This is a genomic window from Solibacillus sp. FSL K6-1523 (assembly GCF_038005225.1).
GTDB lineage: Bacteria > Bacillota > Bacilli > Bacillales_A > Planococcaceae > Solibacillus.
Map to the genome: position 1 here is coordinate 3,536,034 of NZ_JBBOSU010000001.1, position 26,454 is coordinate 3,562,487.

Genomic DNA, 26,454 nt, shown 5'->3' on the forward strand with positions numbered 1-26,454 from the left:
CACATTCTGTTCGATTTGAACAGAATGTGCCCTTTTTCAATTTATAACTTTATTACGCGTTTAATCCATAAGTATTTACAAGTGCAGCTAAGCCGCCTTGATAGCCTGACCCAATCGCATTAAACTTCCACTCATTGCCATGGCGATATAATTCACAAAAAACAACGGCTGTTTCAATCGAGAAATCTTCTCCTAAATCGAAACGTAAAATTTCTGTCCCTAAATCTTCGTCTACAAGGCGAACAAATGCATTCGTGACTTGTCCAAAGTTTTGACGGCGATTTTCAGCATCGTGAATTGTAACAGTAATGGCGATACGGTTTACATCAGACGCAACTTTATTTAAGTGGACTTTGATTTGCTCATCATCGCCGTCCCCTTCACCTGTTAAATTGTCGCCCGTATGCTCTACAGAACCATCGCTACTTACTAAGTTATTATAAAAAATGAAGTCTAAATCTTGGCGACACTTGCCTTGCTCATTTAGTAGAAATACCGAAGCATCTAGATCAAATGCGGCGCCTCCATCAAAGTTTTTTACATCCCAGCCTAAACCAACGATAATATTTTGCAGTGCTGGATTGCCTTTAGTTAAATCAATTCGTTGGCCTTTGCTTAATTGAATTGCCATGTGAATTTCCCCCTATCACTTATAAATATATAATTCATTTAAGCCTCAGCGTTAGCTTGCTTCTACTCGATGCAAAGCAAATTAACCAATCTGTAAGCCGAAATCATTACATAATGCCGCTAATCCGCCTTGATAACCAGATCCGATTGCAGCGAATTTCCACTCACCGTTATGACGGTATAATTCTCCAACAACAAGCGCTGTTTCGATTGAGAAATCTTCTCCTAAATCATACCGGATTAACTCGCCAGAATCGTTGAATACACGAATAAATGCATTTGAAACCATTCCGAAGTTTTGTCCGCGGCTTTCACCATCATGAATTGTAACCGCAAATGTTACTTTTTCAATGTTTGCTGGCACTGCTTGTAAATCAACGTGGACAACTTCATCATCTCCTGCACCATCACCTGTTAAGTTGTCACCAGAATGGACAACCGAACCGTTAGCACCTGTTGTATTATTGTAAAAAACAAAACCTTCTGGGCCTGTCACTTTTCCAGTTCCTTCTAATAAGAAAATAGAAGCATCTAGATCGAAATCTTTTCCGCCATCATATTTATTTGTATCCCAACCTAAACCAACACTTACCTTTGTTAATCCTGGATTTGACTTTGTTAAATCTACTTTTTGACCTTTTGCTAATGAAACGACCATGTTTAATTCACTCCTCAATTATGATTGATATTTTCGAACGACTTCACCGATTGAATTATCTTGCGTACCTGTACCGATTGCAGCAAATTTCCATTCATTTTCATGTCGGTAAATTTCGCCCGTAATTAATGTTGTTTGACCTGAATAATCTTCTGATAAATTATATTTTAATAACTGTTCATTCGTTGCTCCATTTACAACACGAATAAATGCATTTTGAATCATACCAAAATGTTGCTTACGTTGTGCCGCTTCATAAATATTAACAACGAAAACTAAGCGATTATAATCTGCTGGAATCGACTTTAACTCTACAACAACTTGTTCGTCATCTCCATCACCATCACCTGTTAAGTTATCTCCTGAATGGGCAACTGCACCGTTTGCCCCTTTTAAATTACCAAAATAGATAACATCCTCTTTGGCCGCTAAACGATCATCTTTCAACAGAATAACGGAAGCATCACAGTCAACATTTGCCCCTTTAGAGCCACCACCTCCAAATAATCCGCCGAATAAACCACCGCTCGACTTTTGTTGAACAGGATCCCATCCTAATCCAACTGTAATTTTATTTAATCCTGTATTGCCTTTTGTTAAATCAACTCGTTGACCCTTTTGTAAGTTAATCGTCATACTAACTCCTCCTAGCAATTTTGATCAATTACGCCTCGGCGTAATTGCGTCCAGATTTTTTCGAGGGCCCACAGGACGTGGGTCAGTCAGCCGTTGTCACACGATGTGACGTTTTTAGGCTGACTTCCTTCTTCCCTTAAAAATCTGTGACATCCGCCGGGGCTTAACTTGATTCAGCTGTGGGTTTGAACCCCAGCTGAATCAAGTTATATAGCCTACTATTTACTTTATATTTCTTGACATAATAATACAAATTATCCTGCCCGCTATTTTAACTTTTTGGAAATTCGGCGAAACATTGACTTTAAATCTAATTTTCGATCTAATGCATCTTTTACAGATGATGTGCTTAATGTTTTAGTAAGCGTTTCATCAAAACTAATTTTTTCGAGGCGATGTGTATTAAGCAGCTGTCCGGTAATAAAATGTTCAATGCTGCGCGAACCACCGGGACTACATATAATGACATCAAACCCAAGCATACTTACAAATAATAATAACACCGCATCTTGGCGTTGCATTTGCCCACTTGCTTCTTCTTTAAATATGAGAATCGTTGGGTTTAAATAACTATAGTCAAACTGTTGATACAACCGAATGATTTCTTCAGGCATTAACATGAGTTGCCCAAATAAATATTGCGCATGCTCCACTTTTGATTGCTGTGGGAGTGGTTGAACATAGTCACTTTCGATAAAACGAATCATTGTATTGGCAACATTGCGCTGTGCACCAAGCGGCATATCTTTACATGGCCATATCGACAATTGCATTATTTTTTCCGCATCTAGTTGGCCATCTGTGCTCGCATCGCGCATATGAAATTGCATATTACTTTTTTGCAGAGGCAATAGTGGGAAACTAGTAGCGGTATAAGTCATTTCCCCTTCATGTAGCTTGCGAATTTTCCGTGCATAATCTGCCTGATCTAGTGATAGCCCTTCTACTTTTGCAAATAACACAGGCAAATAAATGACGCCATCTTCCTCTTCAAAGCCATCTCGTAAATACAAATGAGCATCCGACAAAATAAATAGTTCATCGTATGTTGTATTTAATATTCTTGTTCGTGTTTCATACTCTGCATATTTCCACGGATAGTTCAGTGCCGAATTATTATACAGATGCTCACTTACTTGCTCAGAAGCTCGCGATGTAACCGTTTGCACACGCATCGGCTTATCGAATGGAAAATCAAATAGTGTCCCTTTATTAGCAAGCACTTCAGTTGGAATATCTGTAAGCCCAAATGGTTCAAATATATTTTCACCGTCTGGCTCAAATATAACGAGGTCACAGCCAAATAAATAGAGGAAGTATAAGAAATACACTTCACTTTCTTTTGCAGGACCATACCACAGTATGCGCGGCATCGAAGACTCAAAGGGTTCTTGCTCTAGCCATAATGGGAAAAAATGATTGGACCACTTTACAAAATCTAAAAAGATCCGTTGTAGCTGATTACTAACGAGACCTGGATAGCGCACTTGTATAAGCTCTAGCCAACTTTGTAATGTGTTCACAAAATGATTTCGGTACGGTGTATTCATCAGGGGCAATAATTGTTTCCCTGCAAAAAACGCCATAAAGCGATTAATTGAAATCGGATTTTCACGATGCATTTGCAAAATATTCACAATTTCTGTGCGCATCTGAGGATCAATTACTTTCGGCATATTATGAAAAAGTAACGTCCAATCAATTTCTTTATTCGCTAACGTGTATAAATACTCTTGCATGTCATATTCACTATCGTAAATACCTAATAATTGCTTTGCGACGCGTGAATATTGTAATTCGCCATTCGTTTCCAAATAGATTGGTCTTGTATGTAATTTTGTTGAAATGATTTCTTCCCATGTTTTTAAATTGTCTTCAAAATCATGTGGTTTAAATCGCATCATTCCTTCACTCCAGTCTGCAAATCATTAAGCTTCTCTATAATATACGTTTAAGGTAGAAGTTTAGTTTCATTTATCATAGCAAATTTTTGTACTTTCCCAAAACGTAAACAATCTCACCCCATATAAAGATAAAAAGACCACAAAACGTTTAATAAATGCCTTGTGGTCAGAATTATTTACAATTTAAACTTTCGAGCTGTTTCGTTTAAAGTTTCCGCCATTGTTGCTAAGTTGACGGCACTATTTGTAATTTCATCCATTGAACTCGCTGCTTGTTGAATGGTTGCTGACGTTTCTTCAATACCCGCAGCAGACTGCTCTGATACAGCGGCAATTTCATCAACTGATTTATTAATTGTCCCAGTATTATGCACGACGTCCTCAAGCTTTTCTGACATATTTTCAATGCGCTCCGACATCGCATAAACCGCTTCAGCAATTTGTGTAAATGTTGCGCCTGTAGAAGCAATTTGTGTTGTGCCTTTTGCTACTTCCTCGTAGCCATTTTCTAAAGATGTAGTCACTATTACAGAGTCTTTTTGAATCTTTTGTACAATGTTTGTAATATCGCCAACTGAAACAGCTACTTGCTCTGCTAGTTTACGGACCTCATCTGCAACGACTGCAAACCCTTTTCCATGCTCACCCGCGCGTGCAGCTTCAATGGCCGCATTAAGTGCTAATAAATTCGTTTGATCCGCAATATTATGAATGACAGAAACTAATGTTGAAATTTCTTGTGTTTGTTTGCTTAATTCATCTACATTTACAACCGCATCTTTTACAATATGGTCAATTGTCATCATTTGATTCGTTGAGGCTTCCATCAAACCTCTACCTTCTTCGGTTAGTTTCATCACTTCATCTGAGTAATGATTAACTTCATTACTACTTGTACTTACATCCGTTACCTTTGTTGTAAAGTCCGTCATCGCTGTCGCAACATCCGAGGCATTACTTGCTTGAATTTCGGTACCGCTTGCAATTTCGGTAACTGTATCTACTATTTGTTCAGTGCCTGTTTTCACTTCTGTTGCCGATTGCATCAGTTCTTCACTATGTGCAGCAACGTCATTTGATACCGTTTGAATATCCTTTAATAATCCATTCATCGTCTTTGTCATACTATTTGTAGCCTCTGTTAGTTGACCAATTTCATCTCTTGAATTCACTTCTAATGCTGGTTCACTTAAGTCTCCATCAGCAATTTGTTGCATACGCTTTGTAACGACCTTAATAGGTTTTGAGATAATTCGCGCACAAACGATTGCCGTTAATATTGAAATAATCACAATCACAATCCCAACAACCACACTTGCAACTTGCGAAGTTTCTCCATCTTTTATTACAACTTCTCCAGAAACACTAATGGATTGTTTTGTTTCATTGGCTAACTTTTCAAAGCCTTGACGAATTTCTGTTCCTTTATCGTCCATCGCTACTAAATTACGATACGCTAAATCCGCCTTCCCTTGATCGTACACTTCAAATACATCTTTTAAAATAGAGTCACTCCACTCTTTCACCATCACAGAGTATTTGTTGAACTCATCTGATTCCGTAAGTGTTAAGCGAATTTCCTCATTTTTAAGCGCCCGTTCCTTATTTTCCGCAAAAATTTCTTTATATTCTTCATTACCCGATAATACATAACCTCTCGCCGCAGCAATACGTAATCCAACAGTTGAAGCTAATTCATAATCTGCAATTAATAGTTGTAAATCTTCCTCAACAATATTTTTCGTCGCCTGATTACTTTGACTCGTTGAATACACATTGTATCCAATATTTAAACAAATGATCGCTACTATTAAACTAAACGCAAATATAATTCTTGCATTAACCGTCTTAAAATTCAGCATTCTATCTCTCCTCGTTTCTTCTAAATTCTAGATTAATAATTTGAAAATTTCTTTCACTTATATATCGTAGTTTTTTTATATAAAGTTTAATTAATATACCCTCATTATTTAAAAAATTATCATTTTCACATTCTATTAGCACGAATATAACAATTAAACTGCATTCAAATTGATAATTACATAATTTTATCACTTTCTCAGTAAATATGTAATTTTCCTTCTAAAATACATACAAAACCTCAGGACTTATACAATGCTTTAAAAATATATTTAACTATCTGGATTGATTAGCTATTCCCCATTCAAAATCCCGAAGTACTTATTTATTAGAATTTCGAGGATAATTGTATTGTCTGGATTATCAACATACAATTATTAAAAGGGGGATGATTGTATAAATGAAGAAATACTTGAAGGAGTTCGGAACTTTTCCAGATGTCACTGTCATGTTATTAATTTTATTCGTGTGCGCTTCTTTCACCGTCCCATATGTGCTTCATTTTTGGACGTGGGTTGCTTTAGCTGCGGGGATGCTGACGTATGCTACGAGTGAATATATAATCCACCGATTTTTATTTCATATTAAGAAGCCAGAAAATCCGTACATGCTGAAGGTGATTAAGCGGTTACATTATGACCACCATGTTGATCCAGACAATTTAAAACTATTATTTTTACCGTTATGGTTTAGTATCCCAGGTTTTGTGATTTATAGCCTTATAGCTTTCCTATTAACGGATAGCACAAGTTTGACACTCGCATTTGCAACTGGCTTGGTCGCTTACTTCCTTTATTATGAGTGGAAGCACTATATCGCACACAGACCGATTCAACCTCGAACGAAATTAGGCAAAAACATAAAAAAACATCATCTATTACATCACTTTAAAAATGAAAATTACTGGTTCGGTGTCACACATACATCGCTCGATAAAACATTGGGCACGTTTAAAGTGAGCAAGGATGTTGCCAAAAGCCAAACTGCGCGTGATTTGGAGAAACGGGTATAAACAAACTCTTCATTTTATTTGTTATGGTAGATTGTCTTATTACTAGGCAAGCTTCTCCCACTTATAGTGGCGACAGATGCTTGCTTATTCGTTTATATAGAAGGATTCATTTTTTTCTAACAACAAAAATCATCTCCCTATCGTTCGGGGAGATGATTCGCACAGTTTCATTATTTCTTTTTAATCGTAATGGTCCAAGCAGCTTCTCCTACTTGCTCATACTCTGTTACTTCATGCCCCTCTTCAGCTGCCCAGCGAGGTATAGATTCTGTCCCTTGTGTACAATCAAATTGCACTTCAAGTTCGTCACCCGAATTTAAATCTTTTATGGCCTCTTTTGCTTCTACTAAAGGAAATGGACAAACCATCCCCATTACTTCTAATGTCTTTTTCATATTAAACACTCCTTTTTATGATGCTGTCGCAACTTGAACAGCTTGCTTTGCCTTTTTACGTGGACGAACGAATACAAAATAAGAAGCGGTCCATGTACCTAATATTGTAAACCCTAATGAAATCCAACCTTGCCAAGTCATCATAGCTGTCATGACTAAACCGTTACCAATTGAACAGCCCCCCGCTAATCCTGCACCAAAGCCCATCATTAGACCTCCACCAAAACTGCTAATGGCTGTTTTCGTATCCGGCATACGGAATCGGAATTCGCCGCTCATTTTCGCAGCAAATAATGACCCCAAGAAAATACCAAGCACTAGGAAAACGCCCCAGTTGATGAAGCTAATTTCACCTGTCACTAAAAATTGTAAAATGTTCGCTGACGGTGTAGTAATTCCTAATCCACCTATACGCCCAGTAGCGACACTTAATGGCCATGCTAATGTTGCAATGACCCCAATGATTGCAGCAGTTGCAAACGGATTCCAACGTTTTTCAAATAAAATATGTGCTAAGCCCGTCTTTTTTGGCTTTAAACCTGGAATTTTTAATCGTGGCTTTTTTAGCTCACGGTACATAATAATTGAAACAATACCTACAAAAATCGCAATGACGATCCAATTATTGATACCGAATGTGTCGGCGATTGAATTTGTTTCAATGCGTGTTTCTTTAACAGCTGTATCGATTGGTAACAGTACACCTGACTTCATCATTGCAGCTACGAGCATGTAACCAGCTAAAGCAATCCAACTACCAAGTAACCCTTCACCCGCACGATACCAAGTACCCGTTGCACAGCCCCCAGCAAAAATAATGCCAAGTCCGAAAATAAATGAACCTACAATAACCGCCACAACCGGTAAACTACCTGCACTAAATTCAAAGATACCTAAACTGATTAATGTATACACGCCAACACTTTGAATGGCAATCGCAAGAAGTAATGCATAAAACATGCGATTATTTTTCACCAAGTACATGTCACGAAATCCACCTGTTAAACAAAAGCGCCCTCGTTGCATAACAAATCCGAGTAACGCTCCACAAATTAGTCCTGAAATAATCATTTGAATCATATAACCACACCTTTCTCAATACCTTAGTAATCTTATCTGTTATAATACCACCTAACTTACTATGAATTCAACCGCTTTTATAAAATATTCTAAAAATTTAAAATCCATATTTGTTTTCGCAGTTAAAATAATGACAGCCCCCATTGATGGATTAAATCAACGGGGCCTTTTATTGTTGATAATTCACTTTACTCGTCGTAATTACACATAATTCAATTGTCATAATTTTCACGTTTTTAAATTATATATAAATATCGTGATAAAATAAAACGAAAAATAATTCCATAAAAAGGATAAGGTGATTTATGAAGTTGATAATGGAAAATAAAGAGCAAACAATTTTTGATCATGTAGGAAATAAAATAATATTGGATAGAGAAATTGATATTCTCACTCGATTGGAAGAACCATTGATCGTGACTTTAAGTAATGTTTTAAGCAATGAAGAATGCGATGAACTCATTCGTTTATCAAAAGATAAATTGCAGCGTTCCAAAATCGGCGCTACACGTGAAGTCAATGCACAGAGGACAAGTAGCAGCATGTTTTTTGAAGAAAGTGAAAACGAATTGATTACGACCATTGAACAAAGAATCTCTTCTATTATGAATATTCCTATTGAACACGGAGAAGGTATCCAAATCCTTCAGTATACACCGGGGCAAGAGTATAAGGCTCATTATGATTTCTTTTCATCAACTAGTAAATTAGCAAATAATAATCGAATTAGCACGCTCGTTATGTACTTAAATGATGTCGAAGAAGGGGGCGAAACCTTCTTCCCAAAACTGAATTTATCCGTAATACCACAAAAGGGAATGGCGGTTTATTTCGAGTATTTTTATAACGACGAAAATGTAAACGAGTTAACATTACACGGAGGCGCACCTGTTATTACGGGTGAAAAGTGGGTTGCGACACAGTGGATGCGAAAGCAAAAAATAAGATAAAAAAATTAAGCCCGAGCATTTTAGCTCAGGCTTAATTTTTTATTTTATAGAACCTCTACCTGCCCCATCATCCCGTTTTCTTCGTGCTCAAGGATGTGACAGTGGAACATATAAATCCCTTTATTATTGAACTTTACCGCTAACTTAAATGTTTCTCCAGCGTCAATGGCGATCGTATCTTTCCAACCTTGTTCGCTCGCTGGTGGTTCTTTACCATCAATAGATACGATTTTAAACTGTGTCCCATGAATATGGAACGGATGCGTCATGCCACCCATCATATCTGGCTTATTGTAAATTTCCCAAATTTCTGTGTCTCCTTGTTTTTGCGTAAAGTCAATTCGGTTCATATCAAATTGCTTATTATTAATCGTTACCATTCTGCCCATCCCAAAAAGCTCAAGCTTCTTCGTAACAGGTAAATTTCTTTCCTCATCTGTAACATGATAGTTATTTAAATTTACCGCTATTTCATCTGAGCCATTTGTTTTTTGTTCATTAATCGTAAATGGTAATAAAATGGCGCCGCTTTCATTTAATAGTGCAATATCACTCGCTGCATCATATTTCGAAAAGTCTACAATAATTTCAGCGCGTTCACCTGGAGTTAACGTAATTTCTTGCAAATCATTTGGTTTATTGACAAAACCGCCATCTGTCGCAATTTGTTGGAATGTATCCCCCGTATTTAGTCGATACGTATAATTCCGCGCGTTCGATCCATTTACTAAACGCAAACGAACCTTTTCTTTACCTACTGTAAGCCTCGGATTAATGGTACCGTTTATTAACAGCGTATCACCAATCGTTCCATCCTCATTGCGCACAAGTTGGTAATTTAATTGCTTATTGTCATCAAATTGCTTATCTTGGAAAACTAAAGGGAAATCATTCACACCATAATCATTTGGTAATCCATTTGTTTTCGTTTGCTGATCCTCCACATAAATCAATCCCGCTAACCCTTCATATACTTGCGATGCCGTTGCTCCTTCAGGATGTGGATGAAACCATAATGTTGCCGCTCCTTGATCCACCGTAAATTTTACATCCTTCGTTTCGCCCGGCTTCACATGATTGTGTGGACCGCCATCACCTGCTCCTGGAATATCTAGTCCATGCCAATGAAATGTTGTCGTTTCATCCAACTCATTTTTCGTTCTAAATGTAACCTCTTCCCCTTCATTCACTTGAAGTACAGGTCCTAAAAATGAGCCATTATAGCCTAATGTTTTTGTTTGAATACCGTCGAAAATTTCCGTTTGCCCACTTTGCGCAGTAATCGGATAAATATTCCCTCCTCCATCTTGTGGTTTCAATAATGGTGGAATCGCAAGTTCATTTTCTCCAGTTGAATTATTTAGTGCGAGCGGATTCGTATGGCTCATGTGACCGTTCTCCATCTCACCAGCCATATTATGCATTTCATCCTCAGACATATTCTGGTGATCCATCATGTCATGCGACTCCGATTTCCCCACACTACACCCACCAAGCAATGCAGCACTAAGCAATATTCCAATAACTTTTGTCGATGATTTCATACTGTTCCTCCTCATAATTCTTATATCTCAAAGATAACAAACAATTATGGAGAAAATATGGAGAGGTAACGCATAATCACCAATATGTAATTGTATCCAATATGCCGATGATAATTAGGAGAACACCAGCGACTTTTTGAATTAACCGTCCGATTTTCATACTCTTTTTCATAATAATTCCTCTTACGCCAAAGTACCAAATAAGCCCTAAAATGATGAGCAGCGGCAAAGACGTCATAACGCCGAATATAGCAGGCAATACAATGCCATAAGGTGTGGCAATAACGGTCGGCATTAGCCATACAAAAAAGAGGACAAACATTGTCGGACAAAATGCCATTGCAAAGCTAGCTCCAAGTAAAAAGGAACCCATTTTCCCTTGCTTTAAAATCTTTGGCATATATTTTGAAAGCCCATCAAGAAACCGCAACTTTAAAAAGCCAAGTAAAACTAATCCCGTCACGATGAACAGTGGGCCCATTGCTTTACGGAATACCGGAAAATATTCTGTCAGCTTTGTCTCAAATGACTGCCCAAAAACCCAAGCAAGCAAACCAATGGACGTGTAAACGACAACTTTCCCGAACATAAAAGCAATAATTTCTCCCCAGTTATTATCCATTTGTATGGCACGATTTCCGTATAAAGTAATCGCACTCATATTGCCTGTCAGTTGACACGGTGCCAATGCGCCAATTAAACCAAGTAGAATTGCAATAATAATTGGTGAATGCTCATACGAATGTAGAAATGTAGAAACCGGTCCACTAATCGTTTGACTTATTTGGGACAGCCAACTATACATGTAAAAACCACCTTCTTGCGTTCATTTATAGATAATTCAACTCCATTTATAACCTATGCCCCACACCGTTTTAAGAAATTCTTCGATGGGAAATCCACCGTTTCGTAATTTCTCTCTTAAATTGCGAATATGCGAATCCACTGTGCGCACATCTGTATACGTATCAAATTCCCAGCCACTTGCCATAAGCTCTTCCCGTGTAAATGTCTTTGCTGGTCTAGAAATTAACGCCTTTATAATCAAAAATTCCTTTAGTGTAAGCTGTGCAGTTAAATCTTTGTAATTTAAAGCGTATGCTTCCGTATTTAAAGAAAAATCAAGATATTGTATTTGCTCCTTTGCTCCTGCATCTTGAGCAACTCGGCGAAGAAGTGCACCTACTCTTGCCACCAACTCCCCTTCATCAAAAGGCTTGGTCACATAATCATCCGCTCCAGTATCCAAACCTTTCACTAAATCCAACTTATCTGATCTCGCTGTTAGCAAAATGATCGGTACATTCGAAAATTCACGAATCGCTTTACAAACTTCCCAGCCATTCATTTCTGGCATCATCACATCGAGTAAAACAAGATCAATTTTTGTTTTCTTTAATGTTTCAATAGCCTTCTTACCACCCGTTACTTTAATGCATTGATAGCCATGTGGTTTGAGAAATAATTCCACTAAATCTAACATTCTTTGCTCGTCATCGACTAATAAAATCGTTTGCATATAAACTCTCAAGCCTCCCAATCAATTACGTCTCGGCGAAATTGCGTCCAGATTTTTTCGGGCTCGCCCGAAAAACTTCCATTAAAAAATCTGTGACATCCGCCAGAGCTTAGGTCAACACGATGTTGATCACAAAGGCGTTGTCACAGGACGTGACGGGTTTAGCCTTTGTTCCCCAATTCAGCCGGGGTTTGAACCCCCACTGAATAGAATTGCATCTTTTAGCATTCATCCCCACTTATAGTAGTAGAGGAATTCTGCTGAATCAAGTTAAATCGTTATTGTAAAGGTACTCCCCTTGCCACGCTTACTTTTGACTTCAATTGTACCGCCATGTGCTTCGACAAGTTCCTTCACAACAGATAGTCCAATACCCGACCCTCCAAATGCACGCGACCGTGATTTTTCGACGCGGTATAACTTTTCAAAAATGAAGGCAATCTCATTTGCAGGGATGCCTATACCCGAATCCATTACTGAAATAATTGTTTTTTCTTCATTTTGACTGACTTGCAAAATAACCTCAGACTGTTCATCTGAATAGTTCAACGCATTATCCAATAAATTAATAACAATTTGTTCGAGCCGTAACGCATCAGCAAATAGTTGATATTCTCCCTCACAGAGCAAAGTGAGCTTCATATTTTTCATAGCAAATGAAGGCTCAATAAGCTTATGTATGCCTTCAAAAAATGGACGAGCGGCAAAAAAAGCTTTCTTTACTGTAAATGAGTTCTCATCCATTTTAGCCAAATCTAATAAGTTTTTCATGAGCTCTTTCATTCGATTAGACTCTTCAACAATAATTTCTAGATATTGTTGTCGCTCCTGTTCCGTCAAATTGCCCCTCGACATTACTTTTGAATAGCCGATTAAATAAGTTAAAGGTGTACTTAATTCATGGGCAATTGAAGCAAGAAATTCATTACGTTCCGATTTTAAGCGTTCAAGATCATTCGCCAATTTCTGAATGGATCCTGCCAATTCTCCCAGCTCGTCTTTACTGCTAACCGACAGACGAACTTGAAAATCGCCCTCACTTAGTTTTTCAGTCGCTTCTTTCATGCGAATTAATGGTCGCGTAATGACTTTGGACAACACTGCGTAAACAATAAATAACACAATAAAACTTGTCACACCTGCTATAGCAAAATGTAAACTCAAATCGGCTACCATCTCATGAATGGAGATCGTACTAGACAACATGATGACATAGCCACTTTGTCCTGTATTTATATCGTATGGATGGGCACTTACAATATATGGTGAATCATGCCAATCCGAAACTAAAACTTTATCTTTGTCTGTTTGTAAGCCTACTAAGTATGGTTTTACTTGATCGATCAACTCTGCATTTATTTCGGAAATCCCTAGTATCTCTCCTTGCTGATCGGTGATGATAACTTCCCGATTGGCATCTCTTTCCATTAAGACGATATGTTTAATTGTCGTATTCGAATAATATTCCATTAATACATCTCGGTGATTCGCACCATTCGCTAGCAATGTCTCAAATTGCTCATCCACTTTTGAATTGATGATATTTCGATGTAAATAAAACATTAAAAATAAATCCATGATAAGTACCACAATAAAAAAATAAGTAGCTAATTTTGTCGAAATTTTATTCACTCTACTCTTAGCTCCCCTTTTCATCAAATTTCCATACTATTATATCGAATAATTATGGAGAACATATGCAGATATGCTAATACACAGCAAAAAGATGGACTATAAAAATTAGCCCATCTTACTTCAAATTAATTTATATTCCTGTACGCACACGATCAATTATTTTCCGCTAACCGACCGAGTGGACCATTTTCATCGATAATATCCGCTAAGTCATAGACCGAAATCGGAAATATTGGGAAGCCAAAATAATGTGGTGTAATGTCGAACAACTGAAAATAAACGACAAGCGTCTTATCCGCAATATAAAAATCTTGATCTGGCTTTATTACGGTAAACGGATTAATTAACGGGATATTCCGCCGTTTAATTTGTTCATGAATAAGCGCCGAAATTCTTGCAATGTAATCACTATTCGGGATAAACAAATCCTTTAACGTACAAATACGTTCCTTTAGCATGTCGAAGGTTAAAGACTTTAAATAACTCATTCCATTGGCAGCATGACTATGATACGTATAATTCGTTTGCGTTAAACTGAGCACTTGCCTTTGGTTGTTTTTTATTTCATAATACCCTAACATTTCGTCCACAGTTGTCGGCATATTCCCATATTGTTCAATCATGAGCTGTCTTGTTTGCTCAACAATCGCATGATTCATCTTCGCCTGCCATTGTGGTCGATGTAAATATTCCACTTGAGGATAAAGAACCATTTGTTTTGCACCATTTCTAATAATATAAGTGCTTATACTTACTGGCACGAGATGAAGCATAGGCGAACACCCCCATTGTTTTAGTTTATTGTATTCAACTAATTTAGAGATGTGTACAGAATTAATTTTCTATCGTGATAAAACAAAGGACATTGCCTAAAAGTTCAATATCCCTTGTTTTATTCATTTTAATTTTTCCTTGTATAAATTATTCCATCAAAAAGCTCCCATTCCCTCTTCTTCCACAACACGACAATCTGTATATTCTGAATTATATTACTAATAGTTTACATCTAAACTATTTAAATTTACAACCGATAGTTTTACAGTAATTCTGTTCTAACTTAACTTAAATGAAAGAGAAGGAGTCCATCATATATGTTTAAATCTATAAAAACGAAAATTATTTCGGTTGTCATAGTGTTATTTCTTATAGGCATCGCTTCAATGACAGTTATTAGTAGTACGCAAGTTAAAAATACGACGAAAGAAACAGCTACGGATGCGAGCGCAGCACTCGTCAATGAAATTAGTTTAGCAATCGAGAATTACCTTGGTCAATATGCAAAAGCGATCGGGCATTTGTCTATGACACCAACAGTAACAAATTTCTCTATTTCTAACGAAGATCCTCTAACAAGTAACCCCATCCATGCGATTGAGCAAGAATTCAGTAACTTTTTAAAATTTTATGAAGAAGCATCTTCCATTTACCTAGCTCTTCCTACAAAGGAAATGCTCATTATGCCACAAGCGAATCTTGGCGCTGAATTTGATCCGACAACACGTGAATGGTATAAAGATGCTATTGCAAATCCAGACGTGATTCAATGGTCAACACCGTTTATCGATACGGTAACGAATGAGTTTGTTGTGGCTGTTTCGAAAGCTGTCTATTCAAATGATCAATTTATCGGTGTTCTTTCACTTGATATTCAACTTTCTACATTAGTAACTGAAATTGAGGCTAGTGATGTCGGCTACAAAGGCTTTCCAATGGTACTAGATACAAACGGGACAGTTGTCGCTCACCCATATAGAACCGGGGAAAATTATATGAGCATGCCGTTCATTGCGGCTATGTATGAAGATGGAAACGATCAAAATATTTCTTACTATGAAAGTGATGGGATTGATTTTGTCAACGTCCATACAACACTACCTGACATTGGCTGGAAAATATCTGCTATTTATGAAGAAAAAAATATTAATGAGACAGCCAATGATTTACGAAATTCAATGTTAGTCGTTGCATTTGTTACATTATTACTAATATCTCTTGCATTATATTTTACAATAAAGCGAATCATTCAACCGATTGGTAAATTAAAATCCTCTATGCATTCGGTATCACAAGGGGATCTCACTGTTCGCTCCACGATTAAAACAAACGATGAGATTGGTGAACTTAGCGATAATTTCAATCTAATGATTGATAATATGAATACGATTATTGCAGTTGTTAATGACTCTGCTTCCAATGTCCGCGCTAGCTCTGAAAGCTTAAGTGCCGTTGCCGAAGAAACAAATGCATCAAGTGAAGAAATTGCACTTGCTATGACGGAAATCGCTGAAGGTGCCTCAAAATCAGCGGAAGATGCTGAAACTGTTACAGAACGCACAGAGCTTCTTGGTCAGCAAATTAATGAAATCACTACGAAAGCTGAAATGATGTCCCATATTGCGACAGAAGCCGATGATATGAATATGAGCGGACAAGCTCAAATGCAACAACTAAAAACTTCTTTCGATGATTGGGAATCCAATTTACAATCGATGTCTGAAGTAATTCATACGCTAGAATCTAAAGTAAAAGCAATTGGCGGTGTTATGGAAACAATTACTCAAATTTCGTCACAAACAAATTTATTAGCATTAAATGCGAGTATTGAAGCTGCACGCGCTGGAGAGCATGGGAAAGGTTTCGCAGTCGTTGCCGAAGAAGTACGTAAGCTGGCTGAACAATCTGCACGTGCTACAGAAGAAGTAAAAGTAACGGTTCAAGAATTACAATCGGAATCTAAATTAGTAACGAAACAAATGAATGACACACGTGAAAATTTCCAACTTCAAAGTATAGTTGTTCACGATACTGGAGTGACTTTCGAGGAGATTTCTACATTAATGGCAAGCATGCACGACTCGATTAATACTGTTTATGCAGAGCTCCAAAAAGTCGCATTGCACAAAAATAATGTTGCTGAAACCATTCAAACAATGGCGGCTACCTCTCAAGAGACTGCTGCAACTTGTGAAGAAGTGAATGCCTCGACAACGGAACAGCTCCATGCGATTCATTCGGTCACAACTGCGGCAGAAACATTAACAAATTTAAGTGAAGATTTAACGAAAGCAATTAATCGCTTTAAAGTTTAACTTAATTCAGCAAATTTATTTGTACCGAAAGCGAAGCGGCAGGTACAGAAATCCCCTACTTATAAGGGGGTTGAATGCCAAAAAGGGAAGGTTATTCAGCGGGGGTTCAAATCTCAGCTGAAGGAGATGAACCCAGGCTAAGAACGCCACATCGTGTGGCAACGCCTGAGTGACCAACATCGTGTTGGCCCAAGCCCCGGCGGATGTCACAGATTTTTAAGGGAAGTTTTTCGAGCTAGCTCGAAAAAATCTGGACGCAATTACGCCGAGGCGTAATTGATAAAATAACCCCACTGAATATTAAATTCAGTGGGGTTTTCTAATTTAGCACCTAAATTCGATCGGTATTACGCATTCAAAATCAATCGAATTATTTCGACAATGCTAATTGGATATGTGCTAAATGATGCTCTTCATGCCATGATAATTTTGCCATTTTTTTCGCTACTGTTATTTCTCCATTTTCCTGATGAGTAAAAATTCGATCCAATTGCTCTTCGGTTAAACTAGCACCTAAACATACGATGCGTTCATTGATTCCTTCTAACATTTTAATCGAACTTTTTACCGGAAGTTTCGTGTCTGGTTGAATTGCCCATTTATCTTGATCAAATCCTGGTACTGTTGGATTTTCATCTGTTAAAGCGATTTTCAAACGTTGATACATATTTAACTGTGAATCTGCAATATGATGAACAAGTTGACGTATTGTCCAGCTGCCATCTTTATATGTTTTGCTTAATTCCTCATCACTTAACGGATCAACCACTTCTCTTAATCGATTTGTGTACGTTTCGATTTCCTTTAACCATTGTTGTAGTTTTTCTGCTGTTACTTTGTCAGGTACTTGTAATTTCCCAATTGGAAACGTTACGCTCATTTTCAATCCCTCATTTCTCATTGTCACTACACTTGTTACTATTCGCCTTTAAAACGGATTGTCCTCCTATTTTTCATTCAAACATTTCGCGATTGAATTGCTGGAAATACTACTGCCCACCACTTTTATTGGAATTATTTTGAAATCGTCTATATAATAAAGTGAAAAGATTTAGGAGGAATCCGATGTCATTAAACAAATTACCTATTTGGATTGTTTCATTACTTTGCTTACTGTTGATGAGTGCATGTACAAACGAGACTGCGCCAACGAAAGAAGAAGTACAACCACCACGCGAAGAGCAAGAGCAAAAGGTTAATTTTGACGCTGCCATTGAAAAGAAAAATACCGAATTGGAATTAGCACCATTAGAGCTCACAAGCTATAGCGAGGAAATCGGTGCAAAGTTAACACAGCCAACCCACACCAATTTTGCAGTCAGTGAATTTGTAACAATTGAAGGATCAATTGAACAGCATGAACAAGTAAAAGAGAATTTTGTATGGATTAAAATTCAGTTCAATGGCGATTCACTTGCTGATAACACTTTAGAATATTACGCACCAATACAAAATGGGAAGTTCAAACAGCAGATGACACTCTTTAATGGAGAGGGAGATTATTACATCACTGTAATGGTGCCAAGTAAAGACCGAGAGAACTATTACTATGACTTGGCGAAATTTAATGTTTTTAATGTAAATCCAAACCTCCAGCGAGATATTACTTATACTTCCTTTGGCCAAGAAGCAGGTTTATCAATTCAAGACCCGGATAGTGGCTACGTAAATGCAAACGAGGTTTTCCTTTTAACAGGGAAAATCGATACAATAAACAGTCCAAATGAAACCGTAATGCTCGAACTCATAAAAGAGGGTCAATCATGGAAGCATGTACTTCCGATAAAAAATGATGAATTCACATATAATCTTCCTTTATTTTACGGTAAAGGAGTCCACAAATTAAAAATTTACGTACCTGATAAGGTGAAAGAAAACTATTACCAAGAAGGCTCCATCCTATACATTGATAACGAGTCTGACTTTATTTCTAAACCAATCACATATACCACGACTTACGCTGAACGGGGAGTCACACTCTCTTCGCCTACTTATGGTGGTGGAGAAACCAATCTTACTTATCGAATTAAAGGATCAATTGACAAAGATGCGCCTTTTGCAAAAGAAACAAATCACCTCTACATTACGACTAAAAAAGATAGCGACGAGGCATTGGCTGTTATCCCTGTTACTGATTACACATTCGATGACGAATTTTATTTACGTTTTGGTCCAGGAACATATGAAGTAACGGTAAGTGTTCCGAAGATAAAAGAAAAAAATAGTGCGCAATACTTTTATTATCACGTGGCCAATTTTACAGTTGAGAACACGGCACCTGAAGACCAACGCGATTCTCTACCATCACGAGGTGTTCAATCCGATTCTCCTGAAATTATGGCAATAGCGGATAAGCTCCTAACCGATACAATGTCAGATCGTGATAAAGCAAAAGCGATCTATGAATACACAGCGAAAACAATTTCCTATGATGTGAAGAAGTTGAAGAACAGCGAGTTTGAGTGGGATGATAGTGCGTTAAAAGTGCTCAATTTAAAAACAGGAATTTGCCAAGACTATACGTATCTTGCCCTCGCCCTACTTCGAGCAGGTGGCATGGAAGCAAGGTATGTGGCAGGTACAGCTGGAGCCGGTTTTAATTTTTCCCGCCACGCTTGGGTGGAAGTAAAAGTTGATGGTGAATGGCTAACAATGGACCCGACATGGGGTTCGGGTTATATAGATAAAGGTATATTCGTCGCAAACTATACAGAGGATTTCTTTGAGCCATCAGAAGAAGCATTTAAAACACATACGCGACAACAGGTCGAATATTAACGAAATGTTTTATATTGCATAAAATAAATAAGAAAGATAAAAAAATAAAAGGATGATGTATAAAATGACATTGTTGATTTGGTGTGAAATTCAATGACTAAAGTATATCCCCTTTATAACGACAAACAGATAACTGATGGCTGGGATATGGATCGATGGGAAGATGACGGTGGCAGAAGTATTAGTACAGCAAAGGATTCCAATCGTCATTAAAATGTAAAGAAAGCATTTGCACTTCATATCAATCCAACAGTTTTATTAAATAGACGGCTTTATTGGTTGTTTATCCCCCCTCCTTTTCCATTCATGACATATTTTATACAGAAGAGAGGAGGAGTTATTATGGGTTACTCTAATAATGCATGTGGATATGATAATTGTAGTTGCAATAACTATAATGGAGGATATGGTGGAGGCAACAAGTTCTCATTCGTACTTTTAGTTGTTCTGTTCATCCTATTAATTATTGTTGGTGCTTCTTTTGTTAACAAACCGTGCTAACACGTGAACAATGTATACAGTTCATATTATATTAGGTAATGCTTAACGTTTTATCGATTTAAGCACTTTACCCCAAAAATACATCCTTGCCTTAATTTCGGATGACTACTCTAAAACAACGTTATCGCCATGTAAAAATGCTTTTTCTTATATTTAGATTTATTCATCAACCAACACAAAATCCCACAGAAAATAGTCGACTTGTCGGCTTTTCTGTGGGATTTATTTTCGAGAATTTTTCTAATTACGGAACACCTATAAAACCCCAGACAATTTCAACTTTCCAATTTCAAAATCACTTTAAATATAGATCCAATTCCTTCTTTACTCTCTACTAAAATCTCACCATTTTGATATGCAACAATTTGCTTACATATCGACAACCCAATGCCGTAAGAGTTGGTCATTTGATTATTGGTTGCACGGAAATGCATATCAAAAATATAAGGCAAATCCTTCTCTGGTATACCCATTCCATTATCTTCAACTGCAAATATTACATTACTTTCGACTATTTCCATCGAAAACTGGATTTTTCCAGCTGGGGTATATTTAATCGCATTTGAAATTAAATTATTTAACACTTGCCAAGTTCGTTCTAAATCTAGCATGATATAAGCTTCTCGTTCCGCAGAAAATAAGCTTTCATATTCAATGTTTGCTTGTTCAATATCCGCTCTGTATTTCTCATCAAATAAATCAAATACCCTCTGGACAGGCCAACTCTTTAGTTCTAGCTTTGTGCGACCCGATTCTAACTTCGATAATTCAAATAAATCATGAATTAAATAATTTAACGAAATTAAGCGCTCCTTGCTACGTATTAAATGGATTTGCTGCTGCTTAGGATCTGACACAATCCCATCTAATATTGCTTCAATATAGCCTAATACAGATGTAATGGGTGAGCGTAAATCATGCGACACATTTTGTAGGAGTACTTTGCGCTCAATTTCATTTTGCTGTAACCGTTCATTTACTTCATTCAAATAACTATTAACAGACTGAAGCTCCTCTGTTCGGTCACGTACCTGCTCTCCTAAATGCTCATACATTTTCGTATGTTCAATGGAAATCGCAATTTGTGATGAAATCATTTTTAATAATTCAATTTTATCCTTCCTAAAAACATAAGGCATTTGAGTATTGGCTAAATATAAAATCGCAGTCATATTGCCTTGATACATAATCGGCAAGCACAAAATCGTCTTCTCCTCCCCACCAAGATGGAACGGAGATAACATAGACGTATTGTCGATTAAAACATGCTGCTCACTTTTCAGCACATATTGCATAATCGACTGCAAAGAAATACTTTCCGTTTCCGCGCCTCGATCGTGCGCAAGTGTAAAGGAGTTATTTTGCAACTCCGCCTTGCCGATAAAATGCATTTGGTCGTTTTCTTTTTTGAAAAAATAAGAAATATTGGCATCGGCATGCTTCATCATTAACAAAAGAACTTGACGGATTAAATCATCCATTTTCGTCTCATTTGCAAGGATTTGATTAACCTCAATGACCGTATTCATATCAAATGGTATGAGCACCTCTTTTTTTGACGTCCCAATTTGATTCGGAATGAAATTTTCATATTGATTCTCCCATTTGACCGCCACGTGCTGGGCTCCCCATTCATACATTAACTCAACGGCTTGCTTCATATATTCCGAGGCGCGATGCATTTCATCCTGGTGCCTATAATATTCTGCAGCACAATGACTTGCAATTGCCTGATCACAAATAAATCCATTCACTTTGGCAAGTTGAATTGAGCGATCATAAAATAAAACCGCATCCTCATTTTTTTTCACATAAGAATGATACTCTGCTTGCAGTAAATACAATAAATGCTCGAAGTTTTCTGGTGCATGTTTCGAATATTGCTTAAACTGTTTAATCGATTTCTGTATGTGACGTTTATATTGTTGCTTCGTTTTTACCGATACATTTTTATTGTTTCGCAATAGCTTTATCATCCATAAAGCACTATAGAAATATAATTGTGGACGCGAAACGGTCTCAACCTCTATTTTCACCGATGTTCTGAGTTCGTCTATTATTGAACTCGCTACACGTTCTTCATACAATAAATAGCTCATTTGAAGCCGTAGTACGACGTGACTCTCCCAGAATGATACATCTGTTTTATTGGTTACAGGTTTATCCCAAACCGCAGCATTCGTTGGCGTTTTTAATAGCTGTAACCAATCCACATATTCCGTTACGTATTCAATTGAAGCAATGTTTTTTGTTCGATTCAGAAAACTTTTATAGTGATTAATTTCTTGTAATATATCATCAATAGGCATATTTTGAACATGCCTTATTTGGATTAAAAACGTCGTTGTCACACTTGCAAATAAATCATGTAGCTCACTATTCAAACAATAGTCCAGTGCTAACTTTAAATAATAAACGCTATTCACATATGGCTTTTTCCAATATCCAATCGTTATGCCATAGTTCATATATACATGTGTTTTATAAAGGATTTTATTTTCTCTTTCCATATGTTGAATCGCTAACATACCAAATTCATAGCTACCATTTGTATCTTTGAATCCCGCCTTTAATACGCTTGCATACATAATATAAATAATGGAGGAAAACTCTACATCTCCATGCTTCAAGATAAGGCGCATCATACGGATGATCATCCATGTATGAAGCTTTTTATCAATAATAAGTGCACTGCCCATCGTGTTTACTAATACAGTCATAATTAAATAAATGGACTCATCTTCATTGCGCTTTAAATGCAATAATTCTTGAGTGCGTTTTTTTCGAAGAGCAATATTTAAAAGCGAAAACTCCTTTAAAATTGCTGCAGTCGATACTTTTTCTTTTAAATCAATGTCATATAGTTTTAATGCATCACCCGCGGTAGTAATCGCATTTTGTATATAATATATATCCCCCACATCCAGCGCCGGCGAAATCGAAGTGTAAAACAAAATTTTCTCATTATAAAGCTTTAACTTTTCGATTTTCGTCTTTGCATGACTCAACGCTTCATTAAAATAGCGTTCAGCTTCATCATTCGCATTGTTCATGTACTCCGAAATTCCTTTTATGCGCCATAACTCAAGCATTAATTCTCGATGCTCTTCCCACCCATTATTTTTCAATAACGCAATCGCCACATCCAAAAAATGACCGGCATTTTGAAATAATCCGCTAGCGGTTGTATTCCTCCCAATTTTAATATTCCATTCTGCAACTTTAAATTTTTCGGCTTTTGTTAATAATGGAAGACTCTTATTATAATGCTGAACAATTTCAATGAGCGCTTCATCTGCAATCGGTTGCTCTATTAGTTCCTCCAATAATTTTGCTACATTGTAATGCGTATGCATTAACAGCTCTCCATCGATTTGCTTATAAATTACTTTTTGAATATCACGATGAACAAAGCGGAATGCGAGCTCTGAACTATCAAACAGCGATAAATGATTGAATGTAGATGCTAATAACAAGCGATTATTTAATGGTACAATGCAACCTTCTTGAATAAGAGATAGCATTACTTGCGCAATTTCGGCGCGCGTTAAATCTAAACACCGTTCAAGTAGTTGCTGTTCAAACGTAATGCCGATACAAGCCGCGACTTTAAGAACCATTTTTTGTTTTTCTGATAAATCATCTACACGCCTTGTGAAAAATTCACTTAAGTTTTTGCTCACATTGAAATCTTCCATCTTTTTCAAATCAAATTTCCAACTTCTAGACTGTAAACTGTAATATAGTAATTCAAGCTTCATAAATTGATTGAATAATTCCTGAATATATACTGGATTCCCTTTCGTTAAATCAAACAGTAAACGGGCCATTTTACGTACAGGCTCGGACGATTCCTTAAGGGATTCTGCAACCCAACTAAATACTTCTCCTTCAGTTAAAGGTACAAGTTCAAATGTTTGATGTTCAGGCAATAAATTTTGTAATTCTACTATCATTTCATTCGTATTTTTATATGTGAAAACGAAACAAATACCAGTTAATTCTCTGTTCACCGTTCGAATCCAATCAAGCATGCTCGTATCCATTAAATCCGCGTTCGTAATTATCATAATAAGGGAGCCCTTACTTTTTAATAACGCTGAAAGAATTCCTTTTATCGCTAGGTTAAAATAGTGATTTAGTTCAACAGGGTTAACTTCAACTAGCAAATTTGATTGTATTACGTCTTTCGCGAAAAACCATTCAAGCTCTGGAATCAATTTTAAAAGTTCATCGTATAAATGAATATTTTCTTTTGCAAACAATTCCTGGATTTGCTCGACGTAACTTACCCCTTCCATATAAATAGTATTTAACTGGTTTCGAATCGATAAAATAATCGGCGCAAGCTTCACATTTTGCATAGCTAATTCAATGGATGTATCTAACACAACCGCATTTTGTTGTGTCCACTCATTTTTTAACTTATTTAAAAGTTCCTTTTCTCCGCTCCCTGTGTGCCCTTTAATGAAAATGGATGGATTTTTATTCATATCGCGCTTTATATACTGATGTAAAACCTCATTCGCTAATTTTATTTGACTTGGGATTTCAACATTTAACGTGATAAAACTCGGCTTATCATGCGTTCCTAAATTAAATGGTGGAATTTTTTTATTGTTTATGACCAAATTCCAACAATAAACTAAATCTTCCTTTAAACCGGTCGCACTTTGATAACGATCGGCTTTATTTTTGCTTAGTAATTTGTCAACAATTGCTGAAACCACTTGGGGAACGGCGGGATTCAATTTGTAAATAGCTTTCGGCTCACTCGTCATAATTTGATAAATTAATTGTTGCGGTTCATTATTTTGAAATGGTAATTGTCCCGTAAGCATCTCATAAAATAACACACCTAAACTGTATAAATCCGTTCGAAAATCAATCGTTTCATTCAAACGGCCTGTTTCTTCAGGTGCATAATAACTTAAACGGTCGGTATGTATGTACTTCACTTCTTGATTTAATGATGTTTCGTGATGAAATTTATATGCATGTTCAAAATTAATTATTTTCACTTCATATGTTTTTTCGTTTATGAGAAAATTTCTACGGTGGATGTTTCGGTAAATTACAGAAGAATGTTGCATATCTATGAAGCCATTTGTAATTTCTATCGCAATTTTTAAAAAGATAAAAATCGGTAAAGGTTGCATAATGTATTTATTTAATGAGGTCATCTCTTCATTTTCAAAAACTAAAAGATGCTTCATATCCTCTAAAACAATTTCTACAGGTGTTAATGTAAATTGTGATTGAAGGAGTTTTATAATTTCATACTCATAATATAAATTGGCAACAAGCTGCCGATCCATTGATTCAACAACTTTGTAGATTTTCGGTAATGTGCTTTTTCCATCATTGCCATTTATCAAAACCCAGTTATCGCTACTTTCAATCGTTTTTTTCCTATTTATAAATGTAACAACCAAAATAACACCTCCAATTCGCTATATATATAATATACTACGAAAGTCAAAATTGGAGGGATATCCCTTAAATTCATCCGAAAAAATACATATTAATTACAACATTGAAATACATATGCTGGGGGCATATTTCGATACTCGCGCGTTATATCAATATGCTTAAAATAGTGATGAATAAAATCTTTTTTCAATAGCGTGTATTGGAAAGTAATAAAAACACCATCTTTCCTCAACAGCTTTTTGGTATTATTTAAAATCGTATTGGAAACATCTTTCGGCAAACTCGCAAAAGGTAGGCCCGAAACGACATAATCAACATAAGGGATATTACAAATCTTTGAATACTTATTGATTTCCTCAGCAGAGCCATTAATAATAATTAGATTTTTTTCGTCCTTATACTTTTCTTTTAATAACGTACAAAAATCTGTATTACTCTCAATTAGTAAGACTACCGTATGTTGCATTTTGTTTTTCATAATCTGATCTGTGAAGACTCCCGTACCGGGACCCAATTCAACGATGTATTTTGCATTTTTGAAGTCAATGCTATGTACCATTTTTTCCGCAAGATACGTTGAGCTTGGCAAAACTGCACCCGTTTTCCTTGGGTTTAATAAATATTGAAAAATAAAACTTAAAGATTTCATGTATGCGAACACTCCATAGATTTGAATTTTTCTACTACGGTTTTTACAATACATTTCAAACATAAAGAAACAGTGTGAAAAATTCTTAAGAATCCTTAAGATTTAGGGTTCGTTTGGATCGAAAAATTTCCGAGAAACTTTTTTGAAGTGGAGATATTGGGGGTAAAACGTGTTTTGGCTA

The 26,454-nt window shown here is 36.6% G+C and carries 20 protein-coding genes; 5 read left to right on the forward strand and 15 right to left on the reverse strand.

From position 1 onward, the window contains the following. Positions 1–52 precede the first annotated feature (52 nt). From MHI10_RS17130 to MHI10_RS17150, 5 genes are all read right to left on the reverse strand, one after another. Positions 53–631, reverse strand: coding sequence for a TerD family protein (locus MHI10_RS17130; RefSeq protein ID WP_340787504.1), 579 nt, complete (start codon positions 629–631; stop codon positions 53–55). 81 nt (positions 632–712) lie between these two features. After that, positions 713–1,288, reverse strand: coding sequence for a TerD family protein (locus tag MHI10_RS17135; RefSeq protein WP_340787507.1), 576 nt, complete (start codon positions 1,286–1,288; stop codon positions 713–715). An 18-nt stretch (positions 1,289–1,306) separates the two neighbouring features. Beyond that, positions 1,307–1,924 (reverse strand): TerD family protein, encoded by a 618-nt coding sequence (locus MHI10_RS17140; protein WP_340787509.1) that lies wholly within the window; start codon positions 1,922–1,924, stop codon positions 1,307–1,309. A 266-nt stretch (positions 1,925–2,190) separates the two neighbouring features. Next, positions 2,191–3,828, reverse strand: a complete 1,638-nt coding sequence (locus MHI10_RS17145; RefSeq protein ID WP_340787512.1) for a YceG family protein — start codon at positions 3,826–3,828, stop codon at positions 2,191–2,193. 176 nt (positions 3,829–4,004) lie between these two features. Continuing rightward, the gene (locus MHI10_RS17150) at positions 4,005–5,690 is read right to left on the reverse strand and encodes a methyl-accepting chemotaxis protein (protein WP_340787514.1); all 1,686 of its coding nucleotides are present in this window, start codon (positions 5,688–5,690) and stop codon (positions 4,005–4,007) included. 398 nt (positions 5,691–6,088) lie between these two features. On the opposite strand from MHI10_RS17150, the gene MHI10_RS17155 reads away from it, so the two are divergent. After that, positions 6,089–6,700 (forward strand): sterol desaturase family protein, encoded by a 612-nt coding sequence (locus MHI10_RS17155; protein WP_340787515.1) that lies wholly within the window; start codon positions 6,089–6,091, stop codon positions 6,698–6,700. A gap of 170 nt (positions 6,701–6,870) precedes the next feature. Here the strand turns inward: MHI10_RS17155 and MHI10_RS17160 are convergent, their stop codons facing one another. Further along, entirely contained in the window at positions 6,871–7,095 is a 225-nt protein-coding gene (locus MHI10_RS17160) for a sulfurtransferase TusA family protein (RefSeq protein ID WP_249074808.1), read from the reverse strand. 15 nt (positions 7,096–7,110) lie between these two features. After that, positions 7,111–8,175 (reverse strand): YeeE/YedE family protein, encoded by a 1,065-nt coding sequence (locus MHI10_RS17165; RefSeq protein ID WP_340787522.1) that lies wholly within the window; start codon positions 8,173–8,175, stop codon positions 7,111–7,113. Between the two features lie 305 nt (positions 8,176–8,480). On the opposite strand from MHI10_RS17165, the gene MHI10_RS17170 reads away from it, so the two are divergent. Then, positions 8,481–9,125, forward strand: coding sequence for a 2OG-Fe(II) oxygenase (locus MHI10_RS17170; RefSeq protein ID WP_340787526.1), 645 nt, complete (start codon positions 8,481–8,483; stop codon positions 9,123–9,125). 44 nt (positions 9,126–9,169) lie between these two features. Here the strand turns inward: MHI10_RS17170 and MHI10_RS17175 are convergent, their stop codons facing one another. From MHI10_RS17175 to MHI10_RS17195, 5 genes are all read right to left on the reverse strand, one after another. After that, positions 9,170–10,669 carry a multicopper oxidase family protein gene (locus tag MHI10_RS17175; protein ID WP_340787528.1) on the reverse strand — a complete coding sequence of 500 codons (1,500 nt, stop codon included), beginning with the start codon at positions 10,667–10,669 and terminating at the stop codon, positions 9,170–9,172. A 76-nt stretch (positions 10,670–10,745) separates the two neighbouring features. Next, positions 10,746–11,474, reverse strand: coding sequence for an urease accessory protein UreH domain-containing protein (locus tag MHI10_RS17180; protein WP_340787529.1), 729 nt, complete (start codon positions 11,472–11,474; stop codon positions 10,746–10,748). 36 nt (positions 11,475–11,510) lie between these two features. Further along, positions 11,511–12,188 carry a response regulator transcription factor gene (locus MHI10_RS17185; RefSeq protein ID WP_340787530.1) on the reverse strand — a complete coding sequence of 226 codons (678 nt, stop codon included), beginning with the start codon at positions 12,186–12,188 and terminating at the stop codon, positions 11,511–11,513. 270 nt (positions 12,189–12,458) lie between these two features. Beyond that, positions 12,459–13,766, reverse strand: coding sequence for a sensor histidine kinase (locus MHI10_RS17190; protein ID WP_340787532.1), 1,308 nt, complete (start codon positions 13,764–13,766; stop codon positions 12,459–12,461). 209 nt (positions 13,767–13,975) lie between these two features. Beyond that, the gene (locus MHI10_RS17195) at positions 13,976–14,596 is read right to left on the reverse strand and encodes an RsiV family protein (protein WP_340787534.1); all 621 of its coding nucleotides are present in this window, start codon (positions 14,594–14,596) and stop codon (positions 13,976–13,978) included. Between the two features lie 318 nt (positions 14,597–14,914). Between MHI10_RS17195 and MHI10_RS17200 the strand changes: the two genes are divergently transcribed. Then, the gene (locus MHI10_RS17200) at positions 14,915–16,912 is read left to right on the forward strand and encodes a methyl-accepting chemotaxis protein (RefSeq protein WP_340787535.1); all 1,998 of its coding nucleotides are present in this window, start codon (positions 14,915–14,917) and stop codon (positions 16,910–16,912) included. 370 nt (positions 16,913–17,282) lie between these two features. Here the strand turns inward: MHI10_RS17200 and MHI10_RS17205 are convergent, their stop codons facing one another. Then, a complete protein-coding gene (locus MHI10_RS17205; protein WP_340787537.1) occupies positions 17,283–17,792 on the reverse strand; it encodes a YfiT family bacillithiol transferase in 510 nt (169 codons plus the stop codon). A 185-nt stretch (positions 17,793–17,977) separates the two neighbouring features. Between MHI10_RS17205 and MHI10_RS17210 the strand changes: the two genes are divergently transcribed. Next, complete coding sequence (locus MHI10_RS17210; protein WP_340787539.1) at positions 17,978–19,690, forward strand: transglutaminase domain-containing protein; 1,713 nt, start codon at positions 17,978–17,980, stop codon at positions 19,688–19,690. Positions 19,691–20,032: 342 nt separating this feature from the next. Then, complete coding sequence (locus MHI10_RS17215) at positions 20,033–20,191, forward strand: YjcZ family sporulation protein (protein WP_340787541.1); 159 nt, start codon at positions 20,033–20,035, stop codon at positions 20,189–20,191. A gap of 275 nt (positions 20,192–20,466) precedes the next feature. Here the strand turns inward: MHI10_RS17215 and MHI10_RS17220 are convergent, their stop codons facing one another. Together MHI10_RS17220 and MHI10_RS17225 are read right to left on the reverse strand one after the other, a co-directional pair. Continuing rightward, the gene (locus tag MHI10_RS17220) at positions 20,467–25,626 is read right to left on the reverse strand and encodes a protein kinase domain-containing protein (RefSeq protein WP_340787542.1); all 5,160 of its coding nucleotides are present in this window, start codon (positions 25,624–25,626) and stop codon (positions 20,467–20,469) included. Positions 25,627–25,715: 89 nt separating this feature from the next. Beyond that, a complete protein-coding gene (locus MHI10_RS17225; RefSeq protein WP_340787543.1) occupies positions 25,716–26,273 on the reverse strand; it encodes a class I SAM-dependent methyltransferase in 558 nt (185 codons plus the stop codon). Positions 26,274–26,454 lie beyond the last annotated feature (181 nt).

Excerpts from the sequence above, each read along its gene's own strand:
- MHI10_RS17155 (WP_340787515.1), top strand. The coding sequence starts at position 6,089 with ATGAAGAAATACTTGAAGGAGTTCGGAACTTTTCCAGATGTCACTGTC.
- MHI10_RS17175 (WP_340787528.1), bottom strand. The coding sequence starts at position 10,669 with ATGAAATCATCGACAAAAGTTATTGGAATATTGCTTAGTGCTGCATTG.
- MHI10_RS17130 (WP_340787504.1), bottom strand. The coding sequence starts at position 631 with ATGGCAATTCAATTAAGCAAAGGCCAACGAATTGATTTAACTAAAGGC.
- MHI10_RS17200 (WP_340787535.1), top strand. The coding sequence starts at position 14,915 with ATGTTTAAATCTATAAAAACGAAAATTATTTCGGTTGTCATAGTGTTA.
- MHI10_RS17225 (WP_340787543.1), bottom strand. The coding sequence starts at position 26,273 with ATGAAATCTTTAAGTTTTATTTTTCAATATTTATTAAACCCAAGGAAA.
- MHI10_RS17160 (WP_249074808.1), bottom strand. The coding sequence starts at position 7,095 with ATGAAAAAGACATTAGAAGTAATGGGGATGGTTTGTCCATTTCCTTTA.
- MHI10_RS17215 (WP_340787541.1), top strand. The coding sequence starts at position 20,033 with ATGGGTTACTCTAATAATGCATGTGGATATGATAATTGTAGTTGCAAT.
- MHI10_RS17145 (WP_340787512.1), bottom strand. The coding sequence starts at position 3,828 with ATGATGCGATTTAAACCACATGATTTTGAAGACAATTTAAAAACATGG.
- MHI10_RS17210 (WP_340787539.1), top strand. The coding sequence starts at position 17,978 with ATGTCATTAAACAAATTACCTATTTGGATTGTTTCATTACTTTGCTTA.
- MHI10_RS17205 (WP_340787537.1), bottom strand. The coding sequence starts at position 17,792 with ATGAGCGTAACGTTTCCAATTGGGAAATTACAAGTACCTGACAAAGTA.
- MHI10_RS17190 (WP_340787532.1), bottom strand. The coding sequence starts at position 13,766 with ATGGATTTATTTTTAATGTTTTATTTACATCGAAATATCATCAATTCA.
- MHI10_RS17170 (WP_340787526.1), top strand. The coding sequence starts at position 8,481 with ATGAAGTTGATAATGGAAAATAAAGAGCAAACAATTTTTGATCATGTA.
- MHI10_RS17185 (WP_340787530.1), bottom strand. The coding sequence starts at position 12,188 with ATGCAAACGATTTTATTAGTCGATGACGAGCAAAGAATGTTAGATTTA.
- MHI10_RS17180 (WP_340787529.1), bottom strand. The coding sequence starts at position 11,474 with ATGTATAGTTGGCTGTCCCAAATAAGTCAAACGATTAGTGGACCGGTT.
- MHI10_RS17195 (WP_340787534.1), bottom strand. The coding sequence starts at position 14,596 with ATGCTTCATCTCGTGCCAGTAAGTATAAGCACTTATATTATTAGAAAT.
- MHI10_RS17165 (WP_340787522.1), bottom strand. The coding sequence starts at position 8,175 with ATGATTCAAATGATTATTTCAGGACTAATTTGTGGAGCGTTACTCGGA.
- MHI10_RS17135 (WP_340787507.1), bottom strand. The coding sequence starts at position 1,288 with ATGGTCGTTTCATTAGCAAAAGGTCAAAAAGTAGATTTAACAAAGTCA.
- MHI10_RS17150 (WP_340787514.1), bottom strand. The coding sequence starts at position 5,690 with ATGCTGAATTTTAAGACGGTTAATGCAAGAATTATATTTGCGTTTAGT.
- MHI10_RS17140 (WP_340787509.1), bottom strand. The coding sequence starts at position 1,924 with ATGACGATTAACTTACAAAAGGGTCAACGAGTTGATTTAACAAAAGGC.